This is a genomic window from Streptomyces doebereineriae, assembly GCF_031845645.1.
GTDB classification, from domain to species: Bacteria; Actinomycetota; Actinomycetes; order Streptomycetales; family Streptomycetaceae; genus Streptomyces; species Streptomyces canus.
The window spans coordinates 118,377-144,999 of sequence record NZ_JAVREZ010000001.1; the positions used below are offsets into that span (position 1 = coordinate 118,377).

23 protein-coding genes are annotated in these 26,623 nt (G+C 71.0%); 13 read left to right on the forward strand and 10 right to left on the reverse strand.

The genetic code is table 11. The annotated features are described in order from the left end of the window. The first annotated feature begins 57 nt into the window (after positions 1-57). On the forward strand, positions 58-1,029 hold the full coding sequence (locus RNB18_RS00585; protein WP_311712132.1) for a cation diffusion facilitator family transporter: 972 nt from the start codon (positions 58-60) through the stop codon (positions 1,027-1,029). A 62-nt stretch (positions 1,030-1,091) separates the two neighbouring features. Here RNB18_RS00585 and RNB18_RS00590 read toward each other — a convergent pair whose 3' ends face one another. Beyond that, positions 1,092-1,541 carry a nitroreductase family deazaflavin-dependent oxidoreductase gene (locus tag RNB18_RS00590; RefSeq protein ID WP_311712133.1) on the reverse strand — a complete coding sequence of 150 codons (450 nt, stop codon included), beginning with the start codon at positions 1,539-1,541 and terminating at the stop codon, positions 1,092-1,094. Between the two features lie 228 nt (positions 1,542-1,769). Between RNB18_RS00590 and RNB18_RS00595 the strand changes: the two genes are divergently transcribed. Both RNB18_RS00595 and RNB18_RS00600 read left to right on the forward strand, forming a co-directional pair. After that, on the forward strand, positions 1,770-2,969 hold the full coding sequence (locus tag RNB18_RS00595) for a cytochrome P450 (RefSeq protein WP_311712134.1): 1,200 nt from the start codon (positions 1,770-1,772) through the stop codon (positions 2,967-2,969). A gap of 11 nt (positions 2,970-2,980) precedes the next feature. Next, positions 2,981-3,181: a ferredoxin gene (locus tag RNB18_RS00600; RefSeq protein ID WP_311712135.1), complete on the forward strand. Its 201-nt coding sequence runs from the start codon at positions 2,981-2,983 to the stop codon at positions 3,179-3,181. On the opposite strand, the gene RNB18_RS00605 is transcribed toward RNB18_RS00600, so the two are convergent. Both RNB18_RS00605 and RNB18_RS00610 read right to left on the reverse strand, forming a co-directional pair. Then, positions 3,156-3,461: a hypothetical protein gene (locus RNB18_RS00605; RefSeq protein WP_311712136.1), complete on the reverse strand. Its 306-nt coding sequence runs from the start codon at positions 3,459-3,461 to the stop codon at positions 3,156-3,158. The two genes, RNB18_RS00600 and RNB18_RS00605, sit on opposite strands and share 26 nt — an antisense overlap. A gap of 75 nt (positions 3,462-3,536) precedes the next feature. Beyond that, positions 3,537-4,088 carry a TetR/AcrR family transcriptional regulator gene (locus RNB18_RS00610; protein WP_311712137.1) on the reverse strand — a complete coding sequence of 184 codons (552 nt, stop codon included), beginning with the start codon at positions 4,086-4,088 and terminating at the stop codon, positions 3,537-3,539. A 105-nt stretch (positions 4,089-4,193) separates the two neighbouring features. Between RNB18_RS00610 and RNB18_RS00615 the strand changes: the two genes are divergently transcribed. The 3 genes from RNB18_RS00615 to RNB18_RS00625 are packed head-to-tail and all read left to right on the forward strand — an operon-like array spanning position 4,194 to position 6,216. Beyond that, positions 4,194-4,652, forward strand: a complete 459-nt coding sequence (locus RNB18_RS00615) for a nuclear transport factor 2 family protein (protein WP_311712138.1) — start codon at positions 4,194-4,196, stop codon at positions 4,650-4,652. A gap of 9 nt (positions 4,653-4,661) precedes the next feature. Next, positions 4,662-5,189 carry a flavoprotein gene (locus tag RNB18_RS00620; protein ID WP_311712139.1) on the forward strand — a complete coding sequence of 176 codons (528 nt, stop codon included), beginning with the start codon at positions 4,662-4,664 and terminating at the stop codon, positions 5,187-5,189. Between the two features lie 55 nt (positions 5,190-5,244). After that, positions 5,245-6,216 (forward strand): aldo/keto reductase, encoded by a 972-nt coding sequence (locus RNB18_RS00625; protein ID WP_311712140.1) that lies wholly within the window; start codon positions 5,245-5,247, stop codon positions 6,214-6,216. On the opposite strand, the gene RNB18_RS00630 is transcribed toward RNB18_RS00625, so the two are convergent. Next, complete coding sequence (locus RNB18_RS00630) at positions 6,217-7,017, reverse strand: phytanoyl-CoA dioxygenase family protein (RefSeq protein WP_311712141.1); 801 nt, start codon at positions 7,015-7,017, stop codon at positions 6,217-6,219. It abuts the gene before it with no gap. 63 nt (positions 7,018-7,080) lie between these two features. On the opposite strand from RNB18_RS00630, the gene RNB18_RS00635 reads away from it, so the two are divergent. Both RNB18_RS00635 and RNB18_RS00640 read left to right on the forward strand, forming a co-directional pair. Further along, positions 7,081-8,028: a helix-turn-helix domain-containing protein gene (locus RNB18_RS00635; RefSeq protein WP_311712142.1), complete on the forward strand. Its 948-nt coding sequence runs from the start codon at positions 7,081-7,083 to the stop codon at positions 8,026-8,028. Positions 8,029-8,396: 368 nt separating this feature from the next. Next, entirely contained in the window at positions 8,397-10,301 is a 1,905-nt protein-coding gene (locus RNB18_RS00640; RefSeq protein ID WP_311712143.1) for an RICIN domain-containing protein, read from the forward strand. Between the two features lie 6 nt (positions 10,302-10,307). Here the strand turns inward: RNB18_RS00640 and RNB18_RS00645 are convergent, their stop codons facing one another. From RNB18_RS00645 to RNB18_RS00655, 3 genes are all read right to left on the reverse strand, one after another. Further along, a complete protein-coding gene (locus RNB18_RS00645; RefSeq protein ID WP_311712982.1) occupies positions 10,308-11,564 on the reverse strand; it encodes an SLC13 family permease in 1,257 nt (418 codons plus the stop codon). A 95-nt stretch (positions 11,565-11,659) separates the two neighbouring features. Further along, a complete protein-coding gene (locus RNB18_RS00650; RefSeq protein WP_311712144.1) occupies positions 11,660-12,307 on the reverse strand; it encodes a DUF4232 domain-containing protein in 648 nt (215 codons plus the stop codon). Positions 12,308-12,402: 95 nt separating this feature from the next. Then, positions 12,403-14,775, reverse strand: coding sequence for a SpoIIE family protein phosphatase (locus RNB18_RS00655; protein WP_311712146.1), 2,373 nt, complete (start codon positions 14,773-14,775; stop codon positions 12,403-12,405). A 258-nt stretch (positions 14,776-15,033) separates the two neighbouring features. Here RNB18_RS00655 and RNB18_RS00660 point away from each other — a divergent pair, with 258 nt between their 5' ends. Next, a complete protein-coding gene (locus RNB18_RS00660; protein WP_311712147.1) occupies positions 15,034-18,129 on the forward strand; it encodes a glycoside hydrolase family 2 TIM barrel-domain containing protein in 3,096 nt (1,031 codons plus the stop codon). 136 nt (positions 18,130-18,265) lie between these two features. Continuing rightward, on the forward strand, positions 18,266-20,509 hold the full coding sequence (locus tag RNB18_RS00665) for a glycoside hydrolase family 9 protein (RefSeq protein WP_311712148.1): 2,244 nt from the start codon (positions 18,266-18,268) through the stop codon (positions 20,507-20,509). Here RNB18_RS00665 and qcrB read toward each other — a convergent pair. The 3 genes from qcrB to RNB18_RS00680 form a co-directional block, all read right to left on the reverse strand. Next, on the reverse strand, positions 20,454-21,983 hold the full coding sequence (gene qcrB, locus RNB18_RS00670) for a cytochrome bc1 complex cytochrome b subunit (RefSeq protein ID WP_311712149.1): 1,530 nt from the start codon (positions 21,981-21,983) through the stop codon (positions 20,454-20,456). The genes RNB18_RS00665 and qcrB overlap by 56 nt on opposite strands. Beyond that, on the reverse strand, positions 21,980-22,891 hold the full coding sequence (gene sigJ / locus RNB18_RS00675; protein ID WP_311712150.1) for an RNA polymerase sigma factor SigJ: 912 nt from the start codon (positions 22,889-22,891) through the stop codon (positions 21,980-21,982). The genes qcrB and sigJ overlap by 4 nt, the downstream gene beginning before the upstream one ends. A gap of 117 nt (positions 22,892-23,008) precedes the next feature. Beyond that, complete coding sequence (locus tag RNB18_RS00680) at positions 23,009-23,731, reverse strand: 2OG-Fe(II) oxygenase (protein ID WP_311712151.1); 723 nt, start codon at positions 23,729-23,731, stop codon at positions 23,009-23,011. Positions 23,732-23,882: 151 nt separating this feature from the next. Here RNB18_RS00680 and RNB18_RS00685 point away from each other — a divergent pair, with 151 nt between their 5' ends. The 3 genes from RNB18_RS00685 (at position 23,883) to RNB18_RS00695 (ending at position 26,619) form a co-directional block, all read left to right on the forward strand. After that, positions 23,883-24,128: a hypothetical protein gene (locus tag RNB18_RS00685; RefSeq protein ID WP_057612978.1), complete on the forward strand. Its 246-nt coding sequence runs from the start codon at positions 23,883-23,885 to the stop codon at positions 24,126-24,128. A 3-nt stretch (positions 24,129-24,131) separates the two neighbouring features. Beyond that, positions 24,132-24,509 (forward strand): hypothetical protein, encoded by a 378-nt coding sequence (locus RNB18_RS00690; protein WP_007386606.1) that lies wholly within the window; start codon positions 24,132-24,134, stop codon positions 24,507-24,509. 493 nt (positions 24,510-25,002) lie between these two features. Next, positions 25,003-26,619, forward strand: a complete 1,617-nt coding sequence (locus RNB18_RS00695) for an RICIN domain-containing protein (protein WP_311712153.1) — start codon at positions 25,003-25,005, stop codon at positions 26,617-26,619. Positions 26,620-26,623: the final 4 nt, after the last annotated feature.

Consider the following 26,623-nt stretch of genomic DNA (forward strand, 5'->3'; position numbering starts at 1 on the left):
CCCCGTTTTCGGGAGTCGGCACGGTGTGAGTGCCGGGGAGCCGGGCAGTCGGCGAAGGTGAGCGGGACATCGACGAACAACACAGCGGACCGGAAAACACGCGTCACCGTGCTGGTGGCGCTCGCGGCGAACCTGGTGATCGCGGTCGCCAAGGCCGTCGGAGGCCTCCTCGCGGGCTCTCCCGCGCTGCTGTCGGAGGCGGCGCACTCCGTCGCGGACAGCCTCAACGAGGTCTTCCTGCTGGCCGCGCTGCGCCGCAGCCGTCGCCCCGCCGACCAACGACATCCCTTCGGCTACGGCAAGGAGCGGTTCTTCTGGTCGCTCATCGCGGCCGTCGGGATCTTCGTGATGGGCGGCTGCTTCTCCGTCTTCCAGGGTATCGAGGCGCTGCGCAACGGAGCCGAGGAAAAGCTCAGCGGCTATGTGGCGGGCCTGATCGTGCTGGGCGTGGCCTTCGTCGCCGAGGGGATCTCGCTCGTGCGGGCGCTGCACCAGGTGCACAAGCAGGGCGGGGCCGCCCAGGGCATGCGCGACCCCGCCCTGCGCACGGTCGTCGCCGAGGACGGCACGGCGGTGCTCGGTGTGACCCTCGCCATGGCCGGAATGGCGCTGCACATGGTCACCGGGCAGGTCGTCTGGGAGGCGTCGGCCTCACTGGCCATCGGTGCGCTGCTCGTCTACGTGGCCTACCGGCTCGGACGCGAGGCCAAGGGACAGCTGATCGGTGAGGCCGCCGACCCGGAGGCCAGTGCCCGGATCCGGGCACTGCTGGACGCACAGCCCGAGATCGACAGCGTGGAGGCGCTGTTCACCATGAAGATGGGGCTGGACTCGGTCCTGGTGGCCGCCCGTGTGGACCTGGTGCCGGGCCTGGACAGCGAACGGGTCGAGGAGGTCGCCGTACGCATCAAGCGGTCCGTCGCCCGGACCGTGTCCGAGGCGGACCAGATCTTCCTCGACGTGACCGACCGGCCGGCCGAGGAGGCACGAGAAAGCCCCGCCGCGACGGGGGAACGCGGCGGGGCCTGAGGCACGGGTGCCCGGCCGAAATCGGTTCATGCGTCTTCGGCGGAAGAATTTCTCGAAGTCGCTCAGTCCTCTTCGGCGGGCTCCAGGACGAAGACCGGGATCACCCGGTCCGTCTTCTTCTGGTAGTCGGCGTACGGCGGGTACGCGGCGACGGCCCGCTCCCACCACTCGTCCTTCTCCGCGCCGGTGATCTCGCGGGCCGTGAAGTCCCGCTTGACCGAGCCGTCCTGGAGCTCGACATGCGGGTCGGCCTTGACATTGTGGTACCAGACCGGGTGCTTGGGCGCGCCGCCCAGCGACGCCACCGCCGCGTAACGCCCGTCGTGCTCCACACGCATCAGCGGTGTCTTGCGGATGTTGCCGCTCTTCGCGCCCCGGGTGGTCAGCACGATGACCGGCATCCCCGTGTCCATGAGCGTGTTCCCCTTGGTGCCGCCGGAGCTCTCGTACAGCTCCACCTGCTCACGCACCCACTGGGTCGGGCTGGGCTCGTACTCGCCCTCAAGAGGCATGGTTTCCGTCTCCTCGTCGTCTGCTACGGGGTTCTCGTACGGACTGCAACACCGTCCTGAACGGTAATCATCCCCCCGCACATGGTGGTACACCCGGGACCGCCACGGCGTCGATCTCCGGCCAGATTGCCCCCGCCACCGATCTGGCCGAACTTCTCGTCGCCCTATAGATGCCCCGAGCATCTAATGAAGATCTGCACGACGCACCCTTCGTCTGCGAGGTCTTCCATGACGGAAACGGAACCTGTCGCCTTCCCCCAGGACCGGACCTGCCCCTACCACCCGCCCACCGGCTACGAACCCCTGCGCGCCGCCCGCCCGCTGTCCCGGATCACGCTCTTCGACGGCCGTCCGGCCTGGCTGGTGACCGGACACGAGACCGCTCGCGCCCTGCTCGCCGACCCCCGGCTCTCCACCGACCGCACCCGCGACGGCTTTCCCGCGCCCACGGCACGCTTCGCGGCGATCAAGAACCGGAGGGCCGCACTGCTGGGCGTCGACGACCCGGAACACCGGGTCCAGCGACGCATGATGGTCCCCAGCTTCACGCTCCGGCGGGCCACCGAACTGCGTCCCCGCATCCAGCGGATCGTCGACGAACGCATCGACGCCATGATCGCCCAGGGACCGCCCGCCGAGCTGGTGAGCGCCTTCGCGCTGCCCGTCCCGTCGACGGTGATCTGCGCCCTGCTCGGCGTGCCCTACACCGACCACGACTTCTTCGAAGGGCAGTCCCGACGGCTGCTGCGCGGCCCCGCGGCCGCGGACGTCATGGACGCCCGCGATCAACTGAAGGAGTACTTCGACGAGTTGATCGACCGTAAGCAGAAACAGCCGAAGCCCGGCGACGGCGTACTCGACGAACTCGTCCACCGGCAGCTGCGGGACGGAGAGCTGACCCGCGAGGAACTGATCGCGCTGGCGATCATCCTGCTGGTCGCCGGCCACGAGACGACCGCCAACATGATCTCGCTCGGCACCTACACCCTCCTCCAACACCCCGACCGGCTGGCCGAGTTGCGCACCGATCCCGGGCTGATCCCGAACGCCGTCGAGGAACTGATGCGCATGCTGTCGATCGCCGACGGACTGCTGCGGATGGCCCTGGAGGACATCGACGTGGCCGGGGCGACGATCCGGGCGGGCGAGGGAGTCGTCTTCGCGACCTCGGTCGTCAACCGCGACGAGGACGTCTACGCCGATCCGGACAGCCTGGACTGGCACCGCCCCGCCCGGCACCACATCGCGTTCGGCTTCGGCATTCACCAGTGCCTCGGCCAGAACCTCGCCCGCGCCGAACTGGAGATCGCCCTGCGCACCCTCTTCGACCGGCTGCCCACCCTCCGCCTCGCCGCCCCCGCCGACGAGATCCCCTTCAAACCCGGCGACACGATCCAGGGGATGCTGGAACTCCCCGTGACCTGGTAAGAGGCCCGCCCATGCACATCGACATCGACAAGGACGCCTGTATCGGGGCGGGCCAGTGCGCTCTGGCCGCACCGGGCGTCTTCACCCAGGACGACGACGGCTTCAGCACACTCCTGCCCGGCCGGGAGGACGGCGGCGGCGACCCGATGGTCCGGGAGGCGGCCCGGGCATGCCCCGTCGCCGCCATCACCGTGTCGGAGACGGTGAGCTGATCCGGCCAGGCGGGTCGAGCACCCCCAGCTCGACCCGCCGCAGCCGGGCGGGCTCGATGACGACGTCGTGCGAAGTGATCCGCCCACCCTCGACCGTGACGGTGAGCGCGAACAGCAGCCGCCCGCGCGGGGCGACGACGAGGCCGACGGTCGCGAACCGGGACCGCTCGCGCAGCGCCACGGTCCCTTCGGCCACCGTGCGGGCGCCCCGCAGCTCCACCGGCACCCCGGGCGGCAGCGCGGCCGGGTCCGCCCGGCGCACCACGTACGGGGCCGGCATGTCCAGCAGCCCGCCCGGGTCACCACCGCGCGCGGTGCGATCAGGAACGCCGACGGCACTTGCCGCCGCCTGACCTCAGCGCGGCTCCAGCAGCATCCGGGCCGCCTCCCGCGCCTGCGCCGCGGGCCGTGTGCTGCGCGTGATGCCCGCGGTCACCATGGCCCCCTCGGCGAGCAGGAAGAGCGGCCCGGCCAGCGCCGCGGGCCGCCCGGCGGCGGCCACCAGTGAGGCGAGGTAGTCCCCGAACGCCCCCTTGTGGGCGCGGACCTGGGCCGCCACCCGGTCCGAGGTCGCGCCCAGTTCGCCGTACGAGTTGATCCACGCGCACCCGCGGAAGCCCTCCTCGCCGAACCACTGCTCCAGCCAGTCGAAGACGGCGAGGATCCGTCCCTCAGGGGCCGACCGGAGTGCCACGAACTCGGCCAGCCGCCCCCGCCACCGGCCGTCCCGCCGCTCCAGATAGGCCTCCACCAGTTGCTCCTTCGCCGGGAACAGCTGGTAGAGCCGCTTGAGGGAAACGCCGGACGCGCCCCGTATGTCGTCCATGCCGACGGATTGGATGCCCCGCCCGTAGAACAGCTCCTCGGCGGCGTCCAGCACCCGCTCGCGGGCCACTGCGCTGTCCATGGACGACCACTCCTTGACGTGAGAACGAGCGTTCTCCTACGGTAGCAGCACCCTGGAGAACGCACGTTCTCCCCTGTCCCGGCCGCCTCGGCCACGGAGGATGACATGACCGATCGCCCGCCCCTGCCGCCCTTCACCCGCGAGAGTGCCGCCCAGAAGGTGCAGGCCGCCGAGGACGCCTGGAACACCCGCGATCCACAGCGGGTGGCCCTCGCCTACTCCGAGGACTCCGTGTGGCGCAACCGCGGGACCTTCGTCACCGGGCGCGCCGAGATCGTCGAGTTCCTCACCGCGAAGTGGGCGCGCGAGCGGGAGTACGCGCTGCGCAAGGACCTGTGGGCCTACGACGGCAACCGCATCGCGGTCCGCTTCCAGTACGAGTGCCAGGACACCGAAGGGCAGTGGTGGCGGTCGTACGGCAACGAGCTGTGGGAGTTCGGCGAGCACGGGCTGATGACCCGGCGCGAGGCGAGCATCAACGACGTGCCGATCGAGGAGAAGGAGCGCCGGATCCACGGGCCCCGCCCCGAAACCGAGCGGGGGCTGTCCTTCCCGCTTCAGTAGGGTTCCGCCGTGACCGAACAGGACGAGATACCGCCCTTCTTGTACGTCGTCGTGTGCGCCGCCGGTATCGCGGCGGATGTCGGCAAGCTGATCACCGCCGCGCAGGAGCGGGAGTGGCAGGTCGGCGTCATCGCCACGCCCACCGCGATGAACGGCTTCTTCGACACGGCGGCCGTCGAGGCGGCCACCGGCCACCCGATCCGCTTCGCGTGGCGTCGGCCGGGGGAGCCGCGGCCCTTCCCGGACCCGGACGCGGTCGTGGTGGCCCCGGCCACCTTCAACACGATCAACAAGTGGGCGGCCGGTATCGCCGACACCCTCGCGGTGGGCACGCTGTGCGAGGTGGCCGGCCGGGGCGTCCCGATCGGCGTCCTGACCTGTGTCTCCGACGACCTCGCCGGTCACCCCGCCTACCAGGACAGCCTGATCCGGCTGCGGGGGATGGGCGTGCGCTTCGGGCACCCCTACCAGGGCGCCGAGGGCGAGGAGTTCGGATGGGAACGGGCGCTGGATCTGGTCGAGCCGGGAAGACGCTGAAGCGCGAAGTCGTACGCTCCACTTCGGACCTCTCTCGACGTCAGGAGCAGCAACGATGCAGTACGTGAAGCTCGGTTCGACGGGCCTGGACGTCTCGCGGATCTGTCTGGGCTGCATGTCCTACGGCCTGCCGGACCGCGGCGTGCACGAGTGGACCCTCGACGAGGAGGCGTCGCGGCCACTGATCCGGCAGGCCCTGGACGCGGGCATCAACTTCTTCGACACGGCGAACGTCTACTCCGACGGCACCAGTGAGGAGATCGTCGGCAAGGCCCTCACGGACTTCGCGAACCGCGACGAGATCGTGCTCGCGACCAAGGTGAACGGCCCGATGCGGTCCGGGCAGAACGCCGCCGGACTGTCCCGCAAGGCGATCATGACGGAGATCGACCACAGCCTGCGGCGCCTCGGCACCGACTACGTCGACCTCTACCAGATCCACCGCTTCGACCCGCACACCCCGGTCGAGGAGACGATGGAGGCGCTGCACGACCTGGTGAAGGCGGGCAAGGTGCGTTATATCGGGGCCAGTTCGATGTACGCCTGGCAGTTCTCCAAGATGCAGTACACGGCCGAGCGGCACGGCTGGACGAAGTTCGTGTCCATGCAGAACCACTACAACCTCCTCTACCGCGAGGAGGAGCGCGAGATGCTGCCCCTCTGCGCCGACCAGGGCGTCAGCGCGCTGCCGTGGAGCCCGCTGGCCCGCGGCCGCCTGACCCGGGACTGGGGCACGGTCACCGACCGCAGCTCCACCGACAACTTCGGCAGCCGCCTCTACCAGGAGGGCGACCGCACCATCGTCGAGGCCGTCACCCGTATCGCCGGTGACCGGGGCGTCCCGCGCGCCCAGGTGGCCCTGGCCTGGCTCCTGGCCCAGGACACGGTGGCCGCCCCGATCGTGGGAGCGGGCAAGCCGCACCACATCGAGGACGCCGTGGCGGCGGCCGAACTGGAGCTCAGCGAGAAGGAGATCGAGGAACTGGAGGGGCCGTACACGACCCGTCCGATCGTCGGCCACAGCTGACTAGTGCGGCCCGTGCGGTGCGAACTCCGTGCCGCACGGCCCCGCCCCCTCGCTCTCCGGCAACGGCACCCGCGCACCGCTCATCGACAACGTCCGGTAGTAGTGCCCGATCCGCTCGGTGGAAGCCCCCACGTAGTGCCCGATGAACGACCGACGGAACCGGTCGGCCGTGCGGTTCGGCTGCGAGCCGTGCACCAGGCTTCCGTTGAAGAACAGGACATCCCCCGGCGCCATGTCGACGGGAACCGCGGCGAGCCCCGGTGGCGGTGCCACGTACTCCCGCGCGAACGACACCTCGGAGTCCGCGAGTTCCGGGCAGAACAGGTCCATCCGGTGCGTGCCCGGGACGACCTCCAGCCCTCCGTTGTCCCGGTCGATCACATCGCAGGCCACCCAGGCCGCGACACAGGTGCCCGGTTCGACCCGCAGATAGAAGTTGTCCTGGTGCAGCGCCTGCCCCCGCGCTCCTGGCGGCTTGAAGTAGAACATGCTCTGCGCGGCCAGCGCCTCCTCCCCGAGCAGCGTCTCCAGCACCTCCCGCAGCCGGGCGTCCAGCAGGAAGCGCAGTGCGAGGTCGTTGATCTCGTGCGGCTGCATCACCCGCGGATACCTCCGCAGCGGATCCGTCGACTCGCTCGGCGCACTCGGCTCGAAATGCCCCGGCACCGGGCCGCCGGAGTGCAGTGCCGTGAACTCGCCGCACAGCCGGTCGATCTCGTCGCGTGCGAACAGCCCGCGAACGACCATGAAGCCGTTCTCCTGGAACTGCCGGAGCCCCGTCTCGATGCCTGTGACTGTCATCCGTCCCCTCCTTCGTGCGATGTGTTCCACTCGTCACGCTAGGCCGCAGCCCGCCCGAGGAGGATGCCCGTGACCGCCGACGGATTGCCCGAGACTGCCGCCCACGGCGACCCCGGCCCGCCACCCGGTCTCGTGGTCGTCGGCCGCTACGACGAACTCCCGGGCTACGCCGTCCAGCGACCGCGGGGCGCCGACAGCTGGCTGCTCACCTGGACGGTGGGCGGCCGGGGCACCCTGCGCCAGGGACGGACCGAGACCGGGGCGGGTGCCGGGGACCTGGTGGTGCTCGCCCCCGGCACCCCGCACCGCTACGGCGTCCAACAGGGCGCCGACCACTGGCGGTTCTGGTGGGCGCACTGCGGAGCCAGGCCGTCCTGGACCGCCTGGCTCGGGCCGCACGGCAGGGGCGACGGCATGTACGTCGTCACCCCGGGCCCCGGAGGCGACGGCCCGCACGCCCGCATCGAGGCGGCCTTCCACCGGATGCTCGCCGACGCCCGCTGGACCGGCACCGGCACCCCGCCCGTAACCGCCCCGCCCGCGTCCGCACCGGCCGACGACCGGGTCGCCGTCGCCGTGGCCCACGGCACCACCGCCCGCGAACTCGCCCTGTGCGCGCTGGAGGAGGTCGTCCTGCTCACCGCGGGCGCCGCGCTCGGGGCCCGGACCGGGGCCGGCGTCGACCCCCGGGTGCGGCGCGCCCAGGAGCTGATCGCGGCCGATCCCGGCGCCCCGCACACCGTGCGGTCGCTCGCCGCCGAAGTGTCGCTGTCGCCCTCCCGGTTCGCCCACCTCTTCACCCGGCAGCTGGGCCGGTCACCGATGCGGGAGCTGCGCGAGGCGCGCCTGAACCATGCCGCCCGACTGCTGGAGAGCACCGACCTGTCCGTGGAACGCGTCGCCGCCGCTTCCGGTTTCGCCAGCCCTTTCCACTTCAACCGGGTCTTCCGTGCCCGCTACGGGACTCCGCCCGGGGCATACCGGGCCGCAGGCCCAATGGTTGAGGCATGACATCATGGGGCCACTCGGATGCGCTGTGTAGTGGAGGTTCAATGGTTTCCTGGAACTCTTCGCGGAGTTAACTGAATCCTGTTTCCAATTGCGAAATCAGGAGAACGGCAATCCTTGAGGCGCCGGTGCTGACGAATCGTCTATCTGTGCCGGGCGAACGGGATGCGCAAAACCGTGGGATCACTTGTTGGGCGTCCCTGACCTGTGTAAAGGTGTGCCTTGTCAGCGCACGGACAATGGATATTTCCCCCGTGTGCTCTTGACCCCCTCTGTACGCCTTTCACGCTTCAAAAGAGCTGTCCCAGGCGGACGTACCCATTGGTATGGACTTTATGCAACGCAGCATGCCCTCGGGAGGAAATGCCGCCGTGAGTGACGCAGGCCTGTCGAATTCCCCGTCTCCGGTTCGCCCGTACGACGTCACGGACGAGCAGCTGAGCGCCGAGCTCAAGAAGTGGAGCGGCACGACGCCGGCCCTGCAGCCCGTCGGTGAACTCCTCGACCGGCACTGGGAAGCCGCCTTCGCCTACGCGCGGCTGTGCACCGACGGTCCCCGCCCCGCGGGCATGCTCACCACGGCCGCGTTCACGCGCCTGTTCGGCGAATCTCTGCGCCACACGGGTCCGACCGCCGCCTGGCGGCCCCATCTGCTCGTCACCGTCCGCCGGATCGCGGCCGAGTGGGACTCCGACGGCCGACGGGAGATGCTCCACCCCGCGCTGAGAACCGAGGCGGGCGGCGACAGAGCCGCGGCCCGCCTGTTGCCCCCCGCCGAGCGGCGTCTGCTGTCCGGTGCCTTCCAGCGGCTGCAGCAGTCGGCCCGCTGTCTGCTGTGGCACACCGAGGTCGAGGCCGAGCCGCTCGGCGTCCCCGCGGCCCTCCTCGGCCTGGACGAGGAGGACGCCGGCGTCGAACTCCGCCGGGCCCGCGAGCGGCTGCGCGAGGAGTGCCTCCAGGTTCACCGCGAACTCGCCCCCGAGCAGGAGTGCCGGCACTATCTGCGGCTGCTCGACGTGACGTTCCGGCGCGGCGGTGCCGAGCTCGACCCCGATCTGCGTGAGCACCTGCAGCGGTGCCGGCACTGCATGCACACCGCCGACCAGCTGCACCAGTTCAACGGGCAGCTCGGCCTCGCCCTCGCCGAGGCCGTGCTCGGCTGGGGCGCCGCCGCCTACGTGGAATCACGGATGAGCGTCGACGACGCGGGAGCCGCAGAGGAGGCGCAGCGACACGCGCCGAGCGGACCGTTCGCGGGTGAGGCCTTCGGCGTTCCGATGCCGCCCGCCGCCCCGGGCCAGGGCCCCGCCCCCACGGGTACGGCGCCCGCCGCCCCCGGCCCCCGTGGCCGTGCGCGCTCCGCCTCCCGTCACTCCGCCCGCAGGGCCCCTCGCCGTACCTCCCGCCGCAACCTCACCGCGGCCGTCCTGACGGTGAGCGGGCTCGTCGTCCTCCCCCTGGTCATGTGGTCCTCGTTCCACTCGGACGGCAGCGGCCCGGCCGAGGCGGCCCCCTCCGAGGCGCCCGGCGCCGACACGGCCTCCTCGACCACGGACCCGTCCCGGGCCGGGGCGAGCGAGGCGCGCCAGGGCGACCTGCGCGGACGCCTGCACAACGTCGAGTCCGGGCTGTGCGTCGGCGTCGTCGGCAAGAAGATCGCCCAGGGCGTCGAGACCGGGCTCGCCGAGTGCTCCGGGGCCGAGGGCCAGCAGTGGACGTACGAAACGGACGGACTGCTGCGCAGCGCCGCCGACCCCGACCTGTGCCTGGACTCCCACCTCGGCTTCTCGGTGCGGCTCGCGCCCTGCACGGGCGCCTCCGCGTCCGGCGCCAAGAACGTCCGCTACGACTTCACCCTCCAGGGCACGCTCGTACCGCGCTGGGACCAGGACCTCGCGCTGACCCCGGCCGCCACCGACGGGTCCGGCGCGCTGGTCCTGAAGAACCGCGACGACGGCCCCGCCCAGCGCTGGGTCTTCGACACCTCGAAACCCGACCCTCAGATGGAGGCGGTCAACTGGGACGCGGACAGCAGTCCCACGCCGACCCCGAAGTCCGCCCCCGCGCCCTCCAGGACGCCCACACCGACCCCGACGGCGTCCGCCACGCCGACGGCCACGCCGACACCGCCGAGCAGCCCGTCCCCCGGTGACAACTGCTCCACCAATCCGTACTACTGCAACTGGGGCGGCCAGCCCGGCGGCTACGGCGGTGGCTACGGCTACGGCGGCGGCTATGGGTACGGCGGTGGCTACGGGTACGGAGGCGGGCGCTGACCCCGCTCAGGCTCCCACGAGCTGCAGCGAGCCCCACAGGGCCACCACCGCGGCGGCGAGCGCGGTCGGCACGGTCAGCAGGCCGAGCCGCGTGAACTCCCCGAGCTCCACCTCGTGGTCGTCCCGGTGCAGGATGCGCCGCCACAGCAGCGTGGCCAGGGACCCTGCGTAGGTGAGGTTCGGGCCGATGTTCACCCCGAGCAGCACCGCGAGGACCGCCCCGGGCCCGGCCGCGGCGGTGAGCGGCAGCAGGACCAGGACCGCGGGCAGATTGTTGATGAGGTTCGCCAGTACGGCGGCCAGCGCGGCGATCCCGAGCAGCGCGACGAGTCCCGTCCCGTCGGGCAGGACGTGGTGCAGGGCGTCGGCGAGCCCGTTGTCGACGACCGCGCGCACCACGACGCCGAGCGCGAGCACGAACGCCAGGAAGGCCGGTGCCGCCGCTCGCACCACGGTGACGGGGCTGGCCTTCCCGCGGGCGAGAGCGCGGCCCGCCAGGACGAGCGCGCCCGCGCAGGCGACCCAGGCGGGATCGACGCCGAACGCGGAGGCCACCACGAACCCGGCCAGCGTGCAGCCGACCGTGACCAGCGCGAACAGCGGCAGCGCGGGCTCCTCGGACGGCTCGGGGGAGTGGTCCACGACGGTGAGGTCGGCGTCGAAGAAACGCCGGAACACCGCGTACTCGACGGTGATCGCGGCCAGCCAGGGCAGCGCCATCAGCAGCGCGAACCGGGTGAAGCTCACCCCGCTCGCCTCGAACGCCAGCAGGTTGGTGAGGTTCGACACCGGCAGCAGCAGCGAGGCCGTGTTCGACAGATGCGCGCACGCGTAGACGTGCGGCTTCGCGCGGGCCCCCATCCGGGAGGCGGTGACGAGTACCACCGGCGTCAGCAGCACCACGGTGGCGTCCAGGCTGAGCACCGCCGTGATCGCCGACGCCAGCCCGAACACACCGGTCAGCAGCCTTCCGGGCGAGCCCGCCGCCCGCCGGGCCAGCCAGGCCCCGCAGGCCTGGAACAGCCCCTCCACGTCACAGAAGTGCGCGAGCACCAGCACCGCCGCCAGGAACCCGACCACCGGTCCCAACCTCTCGGCCTCCGCCCAGGCATGGTTCGGGGAGATCGCCCCGGTGAGGACCGCGAGCCCCGCCGCCGGGACCGCGACCACGGCCTCCGGCCAGCCGAAGGGGCGCAGGACCGCCCACACGAGTACGGCGACGAGCAGGGCGACGGACAGGGCTTCGGCGAGCGGGGTGTTCAGGGCAAATCCTTCGGGACGCGAGCAGATCGTGCCCGGTCATGAAATCAGGCCGGGGTAAGAACCCGGTCAGTGCCCCCGACCGCGGCCGCGCCCGCTCAGGCTCCGGTGCCGGGGCTGAAGGGGATCAGCCGCACCGACGACTCGTTGCCGGACACCGGGACCTCCCCGGACTTCCATGCCACCTTCAGCGGGTCCTCCTCGTCCGGCGGGGTCACCACAAGAGCGGCAGGGGTGGCCGTTCCCGCCCCGCTGACCTCGGGGTTGGCGAAGGACAATCCGGCCCAGGCGCTCTGACCCGGCGCCAGCTTCACCGTCTCGGGCTCGGCGGAGGAGCGCTTCGGGTCCGGTCCCAGCTGCTTGCCGGACGCGTCGACGAAGGCGGTGCCCGGATAGCCGTACAGAGTGCAGGTGCGGCTCGACTCGTTCGTCAGCACGACCGGGAAGTTCTCCTGCCCGGCCCCCGGGTTGTTGCGGCCGACGGAGGCGCTCAGTTCGGAGGTGTGGCAGCGGGTTCCGCCGGCCGGGGACTGCGGTGCGGACGGGGTGAGGGAGTTGCTCACCGCGTCGGTCGGCACACCACTCGGCGCGCTGCTGGTGCCGTCGGACGGTGACGTGGTGCCGGACTCCGTGCGCGGGGCGCTCGCCGTGTCGTCGCCGCTGCCGCAGCCCGCCGACAGACAGACCATCGCGGCCGAACTCGCGAGCAGGGCCGCCCGCCGCACACCCAGGGACCTGATCGTCATGTCTCCACACTCCCGGAGAATTCACGCAACACGCGCGTACGGCGCCTTGTGCCCCGTCATGAAGGCCCGATGCGGAACGGCCCGGAAAAGTTCGCTCACTCCTCGTCGAGGAGTCCGATCTCCGCCCAGATCGTCTTGCCCTCGGCCGTGTGCCGGCTGCCCCAGCGCTGGGTGAGCTGCGCGACCAGGAGCAGACCCCGGCCGCCCTCGTCCCAGGTCTTGGCGCGCCGCAGGTGCGGGGCGGTGTGGTTGGTGTCGGAGACCTCGCAGATCAGCGTGGTCTCGTCATGGATGAGCCGCAGCCGGATGGGACGGGCGCCGTACCGGATCGCGTTCGTCACCAGCTCGCTCACCACCAGCTCCGCCGTGAACGACGCCTCGCTCAGGTCCCAGCGATCCAGCTGCTGGACGACCTGCTTGCGGACGGGCGCCACCAGCGCCGGGTCGGCCGGGATGTCCCAGGTCGCCACCTGGGAGGCGGGCAGGCCCAGCGTGCGGGCCAGCAGCAGGGCCACGTCGTCCGAGGAGCCGCCCGGCGGGAGCAGCGCGTGCAGCAGCCGGTCGCAGGTCTCGTCCAGGGAGTCGGAGGGAACGGCCAGGGCCTCGCACAGCAGCGCGTGACTGGCGTCCACGTCCCGCTCCCGGGACTCGATCAGACCGTCCGTGAACAGGGAGAGCACGCTGCCCTCGGGCAGTGCCAGCTCGGCGGACTCGAACGGCAGCCCGCCCAGGCCCAGCGGCGGCCCCGCGGGCAGATCCACCTCGCGTGCCGTCCCTCCCGGCGTCAGCATCACGGGCGCCGGATGCCCGGCCCGGGCCAGCGTGCAGCGCCTCGACACCGGGTCGTAGACCGCGTAGAGACAGGTGGCCCCGACCTCGCCGGGGCTGCCCTCGTTGCCGGCCTCCGCGGACAGCCGTACGACGAGGTCGTCGAGGTGGGTGAGGAGTTCGTCCGGGGCCAGGTCGATGTCGGCGAGGGTGCGGACGGCGGTGCGCAGCCGGCCCATCGTCGCCGAGGCCTGGATGCCGTGCCCGACCACGTCCCCGACGACCATCGCGACCCGCATCCCGGACAGCGGGATCACGTCGAACCAGTCGCCGCCCACCCCGGCCCGCGCCGCCGGAAGATAACGCGACGCCGCCTCCACGGCGGCCGTGCGCGGCAGGGAGCGGGGCAGCAGACTGCGCTGCAGGGCGAGGGCGGTCTCGCGCTCGCGGGAGAACCGACGGGCGTTGTCGATGCAGACCGCGGCCCGCGCGGTGATCTCCTCGGCCAGCAGCACATCGTCCGGGGTGAAGGGGTCGGGCCGCCGGTAGCGGGTGAGGACCGCGACCCCGAGGGTCTGGCCGCGGGCCTGGATCGGTACGGACATCGTGGAGTGGACGCCGAACTCCTTGACCCGCTCGCCGCGGGTTCTGTTCCAGTTGAGCCACTGGTCCAGGCGCCCGGACGCCACCGTGGCGACGATGGTGCGGCCCGCCACCAGAGAGTCGGCCTGCGGTGAGGTGGCGGGATACACCTCGGTGTGCCCGGGCTTCATCACGGCCATCGGATTGCCGGGGTCCACGGAATGGTGGGCGGCGCGCCGCAGTTCGACCGGCGCCGCGAGCTCGGTCGGGGCCTCGCCGCTCTCCTGCGGGTCCAGCAGGTCGACGCTCACGAAGTCGGCGAGCGACGGAATGCACACGTCCGCCAGCTCCTGGGCCGTACGGGTGACGTCGAGGGTGGTGCCGATACGCACGCTCGCCTCGTTGACCAGCTGGAGCCGCTCCCGGGCGAGGTAGTGCTCGGTGAAGTCGTGTCCGGTCAGACAGGCTCCCCGCACCCGTCCCGAGCCGTCGGTGAGCGGCGCGATCCGGGTCAGCATCCCGGCCCCGCGGTCGAGGCCGCTGGGACGGACGTACCCCTCGATGTCGCGTGCCCGCCCGGTGGCGAGCACATCGGCGAGGAGTTCCTCGACCTCCGTGTTCTCCCGGCGGACGCCGATGTCCGTGATCCTCAGTCCCCTGACCTCGTGGTCGGGCAGATCGATCAGTTCGGCCATCCGGCCGTTGATCCACCGCAGGCGCAGCCGCTCGTCGCAGACCAGCATGGGACAGGGAGACTGGTCCAACGCGGCCGCGGTCACCACGTCGTCCGGCGGGTCGAGCTCCGCGTGGTCGGGCCGGACGACGACCCGCCAGTCGGCCCGGTCCCCTCGCGGCGGCCTGCGGAGGGCGAGCAGGTGGACAGGGACCGTGCGACCGTCCCGGTGCAGCAGAGCGAGATCGCCACTCCAGCGCGGGCCGACGAGAGCGGCCAGGGCATCCGGCTCGGCCAGCAGGGCCGCCGCGGGGCGGCCCAGCACCTCGTGGGCCTCGTACCCCAGCAGCCGCCGGGCACCGACGCCCCATCTGGCCACGGCGCCCCGGTCGTCGATGACGGCCCGCGCGGTCGAGGCATCGTCGAACGGATCCACCGGCCTCATCGTCGCCACTCCATCGCGCCTACGCACAGTGAACAAGTGCGTAAATCGAGTCCCAGCCTAGTGCGTCCCGCCCGCCGGTGAACGCCGATCCGACCGGTACGGGGCGGCGGCCCGCGGCGGCGAATGGACCGTCCGAGAGGACGGCCGGGGCAGAAGGCGCTTTCCGCACCCTTGACGGACCTGAGTGGCGCGTCGTCAGATTCTGTGTGTTCACGATCAGTTGTGAGTACTTCTGGGCCCTGATGAGGGAGAGCCGCCATGACCGTCACTCGCAGATCGGTTCTGCTCGCGTCCACGGCCGCCCCGGCCGCGGGCGCGCTCCTGGCCGCCCCGGTGGCCCAGGCCGCCGAGTCCGCCGGGAACGCGTCCGGCCGCCGTACCGTCGCGCTGCGCGACGGCTGGCGCTTCGCGCTGGTCGACCCGGGCGGGATCACCGACCCGACGGGGGAGTACACGGACGCCGCGGCCCCGGGGTACGACGACTCGGGGTGGCGCGAGGTCGCGGTGCCGCACGACTGGAGCATCGAGCTCGCCCCGACCACGGAGAACGGCACCACCAGCGGCACCGGCTTCTTCCCCGGCGGCCTGGGCTGGTACCGCCTCGCCTTCACCCTGCCACCCGCCTTCGCCGGCAAGCGGATCTCGGTGGAGTTCGACGGCGTCTACATGGACTCGTACGTCTACTGCAACGGCACCGAGGCCGGCCGTCACCCCTACGGCTACACCGGCTTCGCCCTCGACCTCACCGACCTGCTCCACACCGACGGCACCACCGAGAACGTGATCGCGGTCAAGGTGCAGAACCGGCTCCCCAGCAGCCGCTGGTACTCGGGCAGCGGAATCTACCGCGAGGCCCGCCTGGTCGTCACCGATCCGGTGCACGTGGAGCGCTGGGGCACCTATGTCACCACGCCGGAGATCACCGCCGAGCGTGCCCGCGTCAGGGTGCGGACCTCGGTGGTCGACGAGTCCGGCACGGCGGGGCCGGTCGAGATCCGCTCGCGGATCAAGGACCCCCGGGGCCGGACCGTGGCCCGCACGGCCACCACGATCACCGTCGGCACGAAGGCGACGGAGACCCATGAACTCACCGTCCCCGAACCCCGGTTGTGGGACATCTCGGCGCCCCACCGCTACACCCTGGAGACCGAACTCCGCCGCGGCGGCAAGCTCGTCGACACCTACCGCACCCCGTTCGGCCTGCGCACCTTCCGCTTCGACCCGGACGAGGGCTTCCATCTCAACGGCACCCACCACAAGATCAAGGGCGTCGACCTCCACCACGACCTGGGCGCCCTCGGCGCGGCCGTCAGCATCGACGCGATCCGCAGACAGATGACCATCATGAAGTCGATGGGCGTCAACGCCTTCCGCACCTCCCACAACCCGCCCTCCCCGGAGATGATCCAGGTCTGTGAGGAACTGGGCATCGTGATGCTGGTGGAGGCGTTCGACTGCTGGCGCACCGGCAAGACGCGCTACGACTACGGCCGGTTCTTCGACGAGTGGTGCGAGAGGGACGCGACCGAGATGGTCCTCGCGGCCCGCAACTCGCCCGCGGTGCTGCTGTGGTCGATCGGCAACGAGATCCCCGACTCGACGTCCAGTGCCGGACTCGCCATGGCCGACCGGATCATCGCCGCGATCAGGGCCGTCGACGACACCCGCCCGCTGATCATCGGCTCCGACAAGTACCGCCGCCTGCCCGCCAAGGGCTCGGCGGCCGACCTGATGCTGGCCAAACTGGACGGGCTCGGACTCAACTACAACACGGCCAAGTCGGTGGACCAGCTGCACGCCGCCTACCCGCACCTCTTCCTCTTCGAGTCCGAGTCGTCCTCCGAGACCTCGACCCGCGGCACCTACCAGGAACCCGAGCACCTCAACACCGGCGAGAACCACACGCCGGGCAGGCGGGACACCTCGTCGTACGACAACAACCTCGCCTCCTGGACCATGAGCGGCGAGTACGGGCACAAGAAGGACCGGGACCGGAAGTGGTTCGCCGGGCAGTTCCTCTGGTCCGGCATCGACTACATCGGGGAGCCCACGCCGTACGACGTCTTCCCGGTGAAGGCGTCCTTCTTCGGCGCGGTCGACACCGCCGGGTTCCCGAAGGACATGTACCACCTCTTCCGCAGTCAGTGGGTCGACGAACCGATGGTCCATCTCGTCCCGATGACCTGGAACCACGCGGAGGGCGACACGGTCGAGGTGTGGGCGTACGCCAACGTCGCCACCGTCGAGCTGTTCCTCAACGGCACATCCCTCGGCACCCGGGCCTTCGACACCAAGAAGACCACCGACGGCCGGGTGTACCTGGAGACCACGGAAGCCACCGGCGACGACAAGACCTTCACCGACGGCCCCTATCCCGGCAGCTACACCAGTCCGAACGGCAGCGCGGGCAAGCTCCACCTGACCTGGAAAGTGCCCTACCTGCCAGGTGAGTTGAAGGCCGTGGCCCGCAGGAACGGCACGGTGGTCGCCACCGACGTGCTGCGCACGGCCGGCAAGCCCCATGCCGTACGCCTCACCGCCGACCGCACCTCGCTCGCCGCGGACGGCCGTTCGCTCGTCTTCGTCACGGCGGACGTCGTCGACTCCCGGGGTGTGGTGGTGCCGGACGCCGAGCACCTGATCTCCTTCGCGGTGAGAGGCGGCTCCCTCGCCGGTCTCGACAACGGCCGCGAGGAGAGCGCCGAGCGCTACCAGGCCACCACCCGGACCGCCTTCCACGGAAAGGCCCTCGCGATCGTGCGCTCCGGTACCGAGCCGGGGGTCCTGAAGGTCACGGCGAGCGCGGAGGGCCTTCGGGCGGGCAGCGCGAAGGTGCGTACCACGCCGTCCCGGTCGGTCGCCGTCACCGAGCCGGCCGTCTTCACCCCCGACCATCCGGCGCCCCCGAACTACCCGCAGGCGGACGCGAGTTACTCCGGCCGACCGGACACCCTTCCGGCCGCCATGCTGGACGGGGACCCGGCCACCGGCTGGTCCAACGCCTTCAGCAAGGCCGCCACCGCGCTGCTGCCCGCCTTCAGCGGGGCGAGGGCGAAGGACTGGGTCTCCGTGGACTTCGGGCGGACCAGGACCTTCGAGCGGGCGGAGGTCTCCTTCACGCTGAGCGCGACCCACGGTCTGCCCGCCTCCGTCGAGCCCGAGGTGTGGGACGGCAAGCGATATGTGCCCGCCGACGGTGTCTCCGTGGCGTGGGCCACCGCCTCCGACGAGCCGACGGTGATCACCTTCGCCTCCGTGCGGGGCTCACGTGTCCGGCTGACGATGACCAGTGCCTCGCCGGGCGGGCCCAAGGGGGCCGTGCGGATCAGCAAGTTGGAGATACCGGCCGTCTGAGAGAACGGTCCGGGCGGGATTCCGTCCCGTCCGGACCGTTGACGGAGTGTCATGCCTGCAACAAGCATGGCTGCGTCCGCATCTGGGAGCGCTCCCATCGCGAGCGTCACCCGCACCTCACTGGAGGAGCCCAGGCGTGAAACGACGCAGAACCACCTTGCTGTGCCTGACGGCCTTACTGGGAACGGCACTTGTGGCCACACCCTCGTCCCCGGCCGCCGCCGACGAGGTCGAGCAGCTCAAGAACGGCACCTTCGACACCACCACCGAGCCCTGGTGGACGACCAGCAACGTCACCGCGGGCCTGTCCGGCGGACAGCTGTGCGCGGACGTGCCGGGCGGCACCGCCAACCGCTGGGACGCCGCTGTCGGCCAGAACGACGTCACCCTCGTGAAGGGGCAGTCGTACAAGTTCTCCTTCACCGCGAACGGTTCGCCCGAAGGGCACGTCCTGCGGGCGATCGTGGGGCTGCAAGTGGCGCCCTACGACACCTACTTCGAGGTGAGCCCCCAGCTGAGCGTCTCGGGGAACTCCTACTCCTACACGTTCACCTCGCCCGTCGACACCGCCCAGGGCCAGGTCGGCCTCCAACTCGGCGGCAGCGCCGACCCGTTCCGCTTCTGCATGGACGACGTGTCCCTGCTGGGCGGGGTCCCGCCCGAGGTGTACGAGCCCGACACCGGCCCGCGCGTGCGCGTCAACCAGGTCGCCTATCTGCCCGCCGGGCCGAAGAACGCCACCCTGGTCACCGACGCCACGGCGAAGCTGCCCTGGCAGCTGAAGAGCGCCTCCGGCACCATCGTCGCCCACGGCTGGACCGTCCCGCGCGGCACCGACGTCTCCTCCGGGCAGAACGTCCACTCCATCGACTTCGGCGCCTACAAGAAGCGCGGCGCGGGCCTCACCCTGGTCGCGGACGGCGAGGCCAGCCGGCCCTTCGACATCGGCACGGGCGCCTACGAACAGCTCCGGCTCGACGCGGCGAAGTACTACTACACCCAGCGCAGCGGCATCGCGATCCGCGACGACCTGCGCCCGGGCTACGGACGCGCCGCCGGGCACGTGAACACGGCCCCCAACCAGGGCGACAAGGACGTGCCCTGTCAGCCGGGGGTGTGCGACTACACCCTCGACGTCACCGGCGGCTGGTACGACGCAGGCGACCACGGCAAGTACGTGGTGAACGGCGGCATCTCCACCTGGGAGGTGCTGAGCACGTACGAACGCGAGCTGCTGGCCCGTACCGGTCAGCCCGCGAAGCTCGGCGACGGCAGCCTCGCCATCCCCGAGAGCGGCAACAAGGTGCCCGACATCCTCGACGAGGCCCGCTGGGAGCTGGAGTTCCTGCTCAAGATGCAGGTACCGGACGGGCAGCCGCTGGCCGGGATGGCCCACCACAAGATCCACGACGAGCAGTGGACCGGCCTGCCGCTCATGCCGAGCGACGACCCGCAGAAGCGTGAACTGCACCCGGCGTCCACCGCGGCGACCCTGAACCTGGCCGCGACCGCCGCGCAGGCCGCCCGCCTGTACAAGCCGTACGACAAGGCGTTCGCGGCGAAGGCCCTGGCGGCCGCCCGCAAGGCCTGGACCGCGGCACTCGCCCACCCCGACCTGTATGCCTCGGAGAGCGACGGCACCGGAGGCGGCACCTACGCCGACAACAACGTCACCGACGAGTTCTACTGGGCGGCGGCCGAGCTGTATCTCACCACGGGGGAGAAGGCGTTCCAGGACCACGTGCTCGCCTCGCCGGTCCACACCGCCGACATCTTCACCCCCGTCGGCTACGACTGGGCGCGCACCGCCGCGGCGGCCCGCCTGGACCTGGCGACGGTGCCGAGCAGGCTGCCCGGCCGGGACAAGGTGCGGCAGTCGGTCGTCAAGGGCGCCGACCGCTACCTGGCCACGCTGACGGCCCACCCGTACGGCATGCCGTACGCCCCGGAAGGCAACCTCTACGACTGGGGCTCCAACCACCAGATCCTGCACAACGGGATCGTCATCGCCACCGCCTACGACATCACCGGCGCCACGAAGTACCGTGACGGCGCTCTCCAGGGCATCGACTACATCTTCGGGCGCAACGCGCTGAACATCTCGTACGTGACCGGCTACGGCGAGGTCAACTCCCACAACCAGCACGCCCGTTGGTACGCCCACCAGCTGGACCCGAGCATGCCGAACCCGCCGAAGGGCACCCTCGCCGGCGGGCCGAACTCGGGCATCCAGGACCCCTACGCACAGAGCAAACTCCAGGGCTGCGTCGGCCAGTTCTGCTACATCGACGACATCCAGTCCTGGTCGACCAACGAGCACACCATCAACTGGAACTCCGCTCTGACCCGGATGGCGTCCTTCGTGGCGGATCAAGGCTGACGTTCGCGTGCTCCACCAGCTCACCGGGCCGCTCGTGCGCGGTGAGCGTGTGGAGCCGGGCCTGATCGAGCGGCTGGTGCACCTCGACGTACTCACCGTGCGGCAGCCGCTTGATCACACCGGTCTCCCGGCCGTGCAACACCAGCTCCCGGTCCCGGAGCTGAAGACCCAGGCAGATCCGCCGGGTGGCGACGAAGACGACCACCGGGACGACGAACATCCCGATCCGCACGGCCCAGGTGACCGTGTTGATCGACAGGTGCAGCCGGGTCGCCACGATGTCGTTGCCGCCGCCCGCCAGCAGGATCAGGTACAGGCTGATCCAGGACGCGCCGATCGCCGTACGGACCGGCCTGTTGCGCGGGCGGTCGAGGAGGTGGTGTTCCCGCTTGTCCTTGGTGAACCGGGCCTCCAGGAACGGGTAGACGCCGATGAAGACCAGCAGCAGCGGGAAGATCACGACCGGGATCAGGACTCCGAGGATCAGCGTGTGCCCCCACAGGGTGACCTCCCAGCCAGGCATCACCCGCACCAGTCCCTCCGCGAACCCCAGGTACCAGTCGGGCTGGGCGCCCGTGGAGACCTGGTCGGCGCGGTAGGGGCCGTACGACCAGACCGGATTGATGCTCGCCACCGCCGCGATGAGCGTGAGCGCCCCGAACACCAGGAAGAAGAACCCGCCCGCCTTCGCCAGGTACACCGGGAAGAACGGCGTCCCGACCACGTTGCGTTCGGTCTTTCCGGGGCCCGCGAACTGGGTGTGCTTGTGGTAGACGACCAGGATCAGATGGGCCACCACGAGCGCCGCCATGATGCCGGGGATGACCAGGATGTGCAGCGAGTAGAAGCGGGCCACGATGTCATGGCCGGGGAACTCGCCGCCGAACAGGAACATCGCCAGATACGTCCCGACGATCGGCACCGACAGGGTGGCGCCGTAGACGAACCTCAGGCCCGTGCCCGACAGCAGGTCGTCCGGCAGCGAGTAGCCGAAGAGGCCCTCGAACAGGCCCAGGAACAGCAGTGACCAGCCGAACAGCCAGTTGACCTCGCGCGGCTTGCGGAACGAGCCCGTGAAGAAGTGCCGCATCATGTGCGTGAGCATCGCGGCGACGAAGATCAGGGCCGACCAGTGGTGCAGCTGCCGGATCAGCAGCCCGCCGCGCACGTCGAAGCTGATGTCCAGCGTCGACGCGTACGCCTCCGACATGCGCACGCCGTTCAGCGGCGTGTAACTGCCGTGGTACGTCACCTCGTTCATCGACGGATGGAAGAACAGGGTCAGCCACACCCCGGTCAGGATCAGTACGACGAAGCTGTACAGACAGATCTCGCCGAGCAGGAAGGACCAGTGGTCCGGGAAGACCTTGCGCAGGTACTTCGCGCCGAGTGTGCGGGTGCCGAGCCGTCCGTCGAGCCAGCCGGACAGCCGCTCGCCCTTCCCCGGCTCCGCCGGGCGTTCCACGGCAGTCACGCCTCCTCCTTCCGCACATGCGTGAGCTTGTCGGGATTGGTGACGACGAAGAGGTTCGAGACCCGGTCGCCCTCCGGTGTGAGGTCCAGGACGATCACCGCGTACGGCGAGTCGTGCTCGAACAGCACGGCCGCGTCGTCGCCGTTGACGCGCCGGTAGCGCAACTCCAGGCCCAGGGCCCGCGCCCCGCCCCGCTTCGCGTACCCGTTGAGCAGCCGGGCCGCCTTCTCCCGGCCGTGCACCGGACGAAGGGCCTGCTTGCGCATGCCGCCGCCGTCCGTCCACACCGTCACGTCGGGCGCGAGGATCTCCATCAGCTCCGCTATGTCCCCGCCGACGGCGGCCCGCACGAACCGCTCGGTCGCCTCCCGGCGGACCCGGGGATGCGCCTCGTACAGCGGGCGGCGGGCGTGCACATGGGCCCGCGCGCGGTGCGCCAACTGCCGTACGGCGGCCGGGGTGCGGTCGATGATCTCCGCGATCTCGGTGTGGGCGTAACCGAACACCTCGTGCAGCACGAACACCGCGCGTTCCAGCGGGGACAGCGACTCCAGGACCACCAGCATCGCCAGCGACACGGACTCGGTGCGCAGCGCGGGGTCGTCGGCGCTCGCCTCGTCGGTCACCAGGGGCTCGGGCAGCCATGGGCCGACATACGTCTCGCGGCGGCGGTTGACCACGGCCCGCCGCTGGAGCGCGTGGTTGACGGCGATCCGGACCAGATAGGCACGTGGGTTGTCGATCCCGCCGGCGCCCCGGCGTGACCACGACAGCCAGGTGTCCTGGAGCACGTCCTCGGTGTCGGTGACGCTGCCCAGCATGTTGTAGACGACGCCGAACAACAGCTCCCGCTGCTCGACGAAGACACCGGTCGCCTGTTCGGTGTCGGGAACGGAGATCTCGGACATCTCGTGTGGCCTCCCAGTAGCGCGCTCACTACTGCGAGGCCTTCGGGGCGCCGGAATGTGACATCCGACGGCCGGAATGTGACCCACGCCTCACTGAGGCCGGGGCGGGCCTGGCGGCTAGGACGCGTCGTGGAAGACGATCCCGAGTGCGTGCCGCCGGCCGGAGCGCACGACGCTCACCCCGTGCCGCATCGCCCCGGCCGACCAGCCACGCTTGCCGCGCACCGGCCGGTCCCGGGTCGTGAAGACCACGCCGTGGCCCCGGGGGAGGATGGTCGCCGTGCCCCGGGACTGGGCCCGGGGACGCTGCTCGACCATCAGGAACTCGCCGCCGGTGTAGTCGGTGCCGTACTCGTCGAGGCCGACCACCACCTGCAGCGGGAAGACCAGGTCGCCGAAGACGTCCCGGTGCAGCGCGTTCCAGTCGCCCTGCGTGTAGTGCAGCAGGATCTGCGCCGAACGGTCCTGCCCGGCCGCGTGACAGCGCTCCAGCCACTCCTCCAGGGAGTCCGGCCAGGGTGCCGGGCGTCCGAGCCGGGCCGCCCAGTCACGGGCGACGGGCAGCAGGCGGGGGTAGAGCGCGGCGCGCAGGGCGGACACCGGGGCGGGCAGGTCGTGGGTGAAGTAGCGGTACTCGCCCGATCCGAAGCGGTGGCGTGCCATGTCCACGGTGGTCCGGAAGAGCTCCGGCTTCTCGTAGAGCGCTGTCAGGTCCCGGCACTCGGCGGGCGTCAGCAGCGGTGCCGTCGGGGCGCAGCCGTGCGCGTCCAACTCGGCGGCGAGGGCGGCCCACTCGGTCTCGGCGACCCGGGCGGCGGCCAGGTCGGGGGTGACGGTCATGTCGTTTCCTCCTCGCCTTCGAGTGTGGGACGCCCGTCGTCGTGCGTCCGGCGGGAATCGGACACCGTGCTCGCACCCTTTCGGTACCGCTCGGCGGGTCACTTGAGCTGCGGATATTTACGATTGAGTACCCGCGCGGTACCGTGAAGGCATGCCAGCTCTCAACGTGGAGTTCAGCGATCGCGAGCTAGAGGACCTGCGGCAGATCGCCAAGGAGCGCGGTACGTCGATGAAGGCCCTCGTGCGGGAGGCCGCCGCGGCCGACATCGCCCGGCACCGGGCCCTGAAGGAAGGCGCGGAAGCGTTCCGGCGGTTCTTCTCCGCCCACGCCGACGAGTTCGCCGCCGCCTTCCCGGAGGACGAACCGGCTGCCAGGGGCGCGGGGCGGGTCGGCTGACCGATGGCTTCCGTCGTTCACATCGACGTGCCCTGGCTGCTTCAGCGGCACGAAGAGGTCCTGCCCGACCAGCCCACGATCAACGACTTCTCGGCCCTCGTCGCCGCCGTCGCCCGGCATCGCGTCGACCCGCCCCGACTGGGCGTCGACTCCGACCCGGCCTGGCGCGCCGCCGCCCTTCTGCACACCCTGGCCCTGCTCAAGCCCTTACCGTCGGCCAACGCCCGCTTCGCCTGTGCCACCGCCGTGGCCTACATGTTCGTCAGCGGAGTCGGTATCGACCCGCCCTACGGCGCCCTCGTCGACCTTGCCCGCGATCTGATCTCCGGCAAGACCGATGTGTACGGGGCGGCGGACCGGCTGCGCTCCTGGCAGATCTGAGGCCGCCCGGCCGTCCCGCCCCCGGGGCCGCCGACCGAGGGCGGGAGGAACGGGGTCGGCGGCCGGGGTTTCGCGCGGGAGAGCCGCCGTCCTGCGCGGGGCCTCCGAGAAGGGCCGCCTCCAGTGGACTACTGGTCGCCGCCCGGGGGGAGCGTGCGTCGCGCTCCGGCGCGTGCGCGTGTTTCACACGGGGCGCATGGAATGTCGAAAGCCGGTGCGAGCGCACGCAGTTGCGAGTCCATCTGACTATCTTTCAATTGGCGCGGATGTTGCTCAGGTGCCCTTGTTGGCCGTGAGTGACTTGTGCAAGGGTGAACCACCTGTGTGGGGGGCAAGGGCCGGGTCGCATTCGTCCCGTGGGGAACCGGGGTGGAGGGGCGTCGGCGAATTCGTGCTTCCCACGCCCGCGCCCAAAAGGGATGCCCCGTTCGGCACTTCTTTTCGGCAACGAGAACTTCTGTGAGTCCCATGTCCGTGGGAAGGAATCCGCTCAGTGCCAACCCCCCACCCACCGCTCCCTCCTTACCCGCCGCCCGGCGGTGCCTCCGGAGAATCCGACGAGGATCTCGCCGCCCGGCTCAGGGGCCGTCCCGACGGCGAGGCCGCCCAGTCCGTCGCCCTCCTCATGGCGCGCCACTGGAAACCGGCGCACGAGTACGCGGTCATCTGTCTCGCCTCCCCGTCCGAGACCGCCTCCATGGTGGCCGCGGCCGCCTTCCACCAGGTCCTGGACCGGCTGGCGCTCGGCGAACCGGCTCTCGCGCTGCGCCCCAGAACCCTCGTGGCCGTGCGGGACACGGTCAGGGAGTGGACGGCCGAGGACCGGATCCCCGATGTTCTGCCGGACCTGGTGAAACCGAACGGCGGCCGCGGTATGCGGGCCGCGAAGTCCATGACCCCCGAAAACCGCAAGCTCGCCGAGCGGTCATTCCAGTCCCTTCCCGGACTCGCCCGCTGCCTGCTGTGGCACACCGAGGTGGAGGCGGAGTCGATTGTCGTGCCCGCCGCACTCCTCGGCATGGCCACCGACACCGCGTCGGCGGCGCTCGAACAGGCGCGTGAAAAATTCCGGGAAGGATGTGTACATGCCCATCGGGAACTCGCGCCGACGAAGGATTGCCGCTTCTACAACCGGCTCCTCGACGTTCCGATTCGCCGCGGCGGAGCCCTGCTGCCGGATGTCCAGCAGCATCTCGCGGAGTGCCGCTACTGCCGTTCCGCCGCGGAACAGCTGAGTCATTTCGAGGGCGGTTTGGGCGTGCTGATCGCCGAGGCGGTGCTCGGCTGGGGTGCCCGTCGCTATCTCGAACTGCGCGCCGGGCGTACGCCCCGGACGGAGGCCCGCAGCCGAGGCACCGGCCGGCACGGCGCGGAACGCCGCCGCATCCTGGCGCGCATACCCACCCCCGGCCGCCGCGCTCCCGGCGAGGGCGGGGGCCTGCGGTCCTCACGGACGCTGCTCACCGGAGTGGGCCTCACCTCCGCCGGGCTCCTCGCGGCCATGCTCGCCGCCGGGCTGTGGTCGTACGACGGTGGCGCCGACCCGGCCGCCTCCACCAGCGCCACCGGCGGCAACTCGGCCCCGGGCGCCGACACGCAGACGCCGGGCACCGCCCAGCTGCCCACCGCACCGGCGGTGACCCGGCTGCGCAACGCCGCCGCCGACCTCTGCCTGGACGTCCGGGGCACGGTGAAGGAGGGCGCCGGCACCGTACTGGCGGCCTGCTCGACCGAGCGGACCCAGCAGTGGTCGTACGAGAAGGACGGTCTGCTGCGCAGCGAGGCGGATCCGGAGCTGTGCCTGGACTCGCGCGGGGACGCGGGCGTGGTCATCCTCGGCACCTGCGCGGGGGAGAAGACGAAGCGGGCCGACGACGTGCGCTACGACCTCACCGTGCAGGGGGAGTTACTGCCCCGCTGGGACGAGCAGCTCGCCCTCGCCTCCACCACCGAGGATCCGGGCGCCGACGTCGTCGTCAAGGTTCGCGACCACTCGGACCAGCAGCGCTGGCTGACCGACCCGACCTCCAGCGCCGGCCCCGGCTCGCTGTCGGTCACCGGGAGCGAGGCCCCGCAGGCCCGGCCCGCGGAGCTCACGGACCGGATCTAGGAAC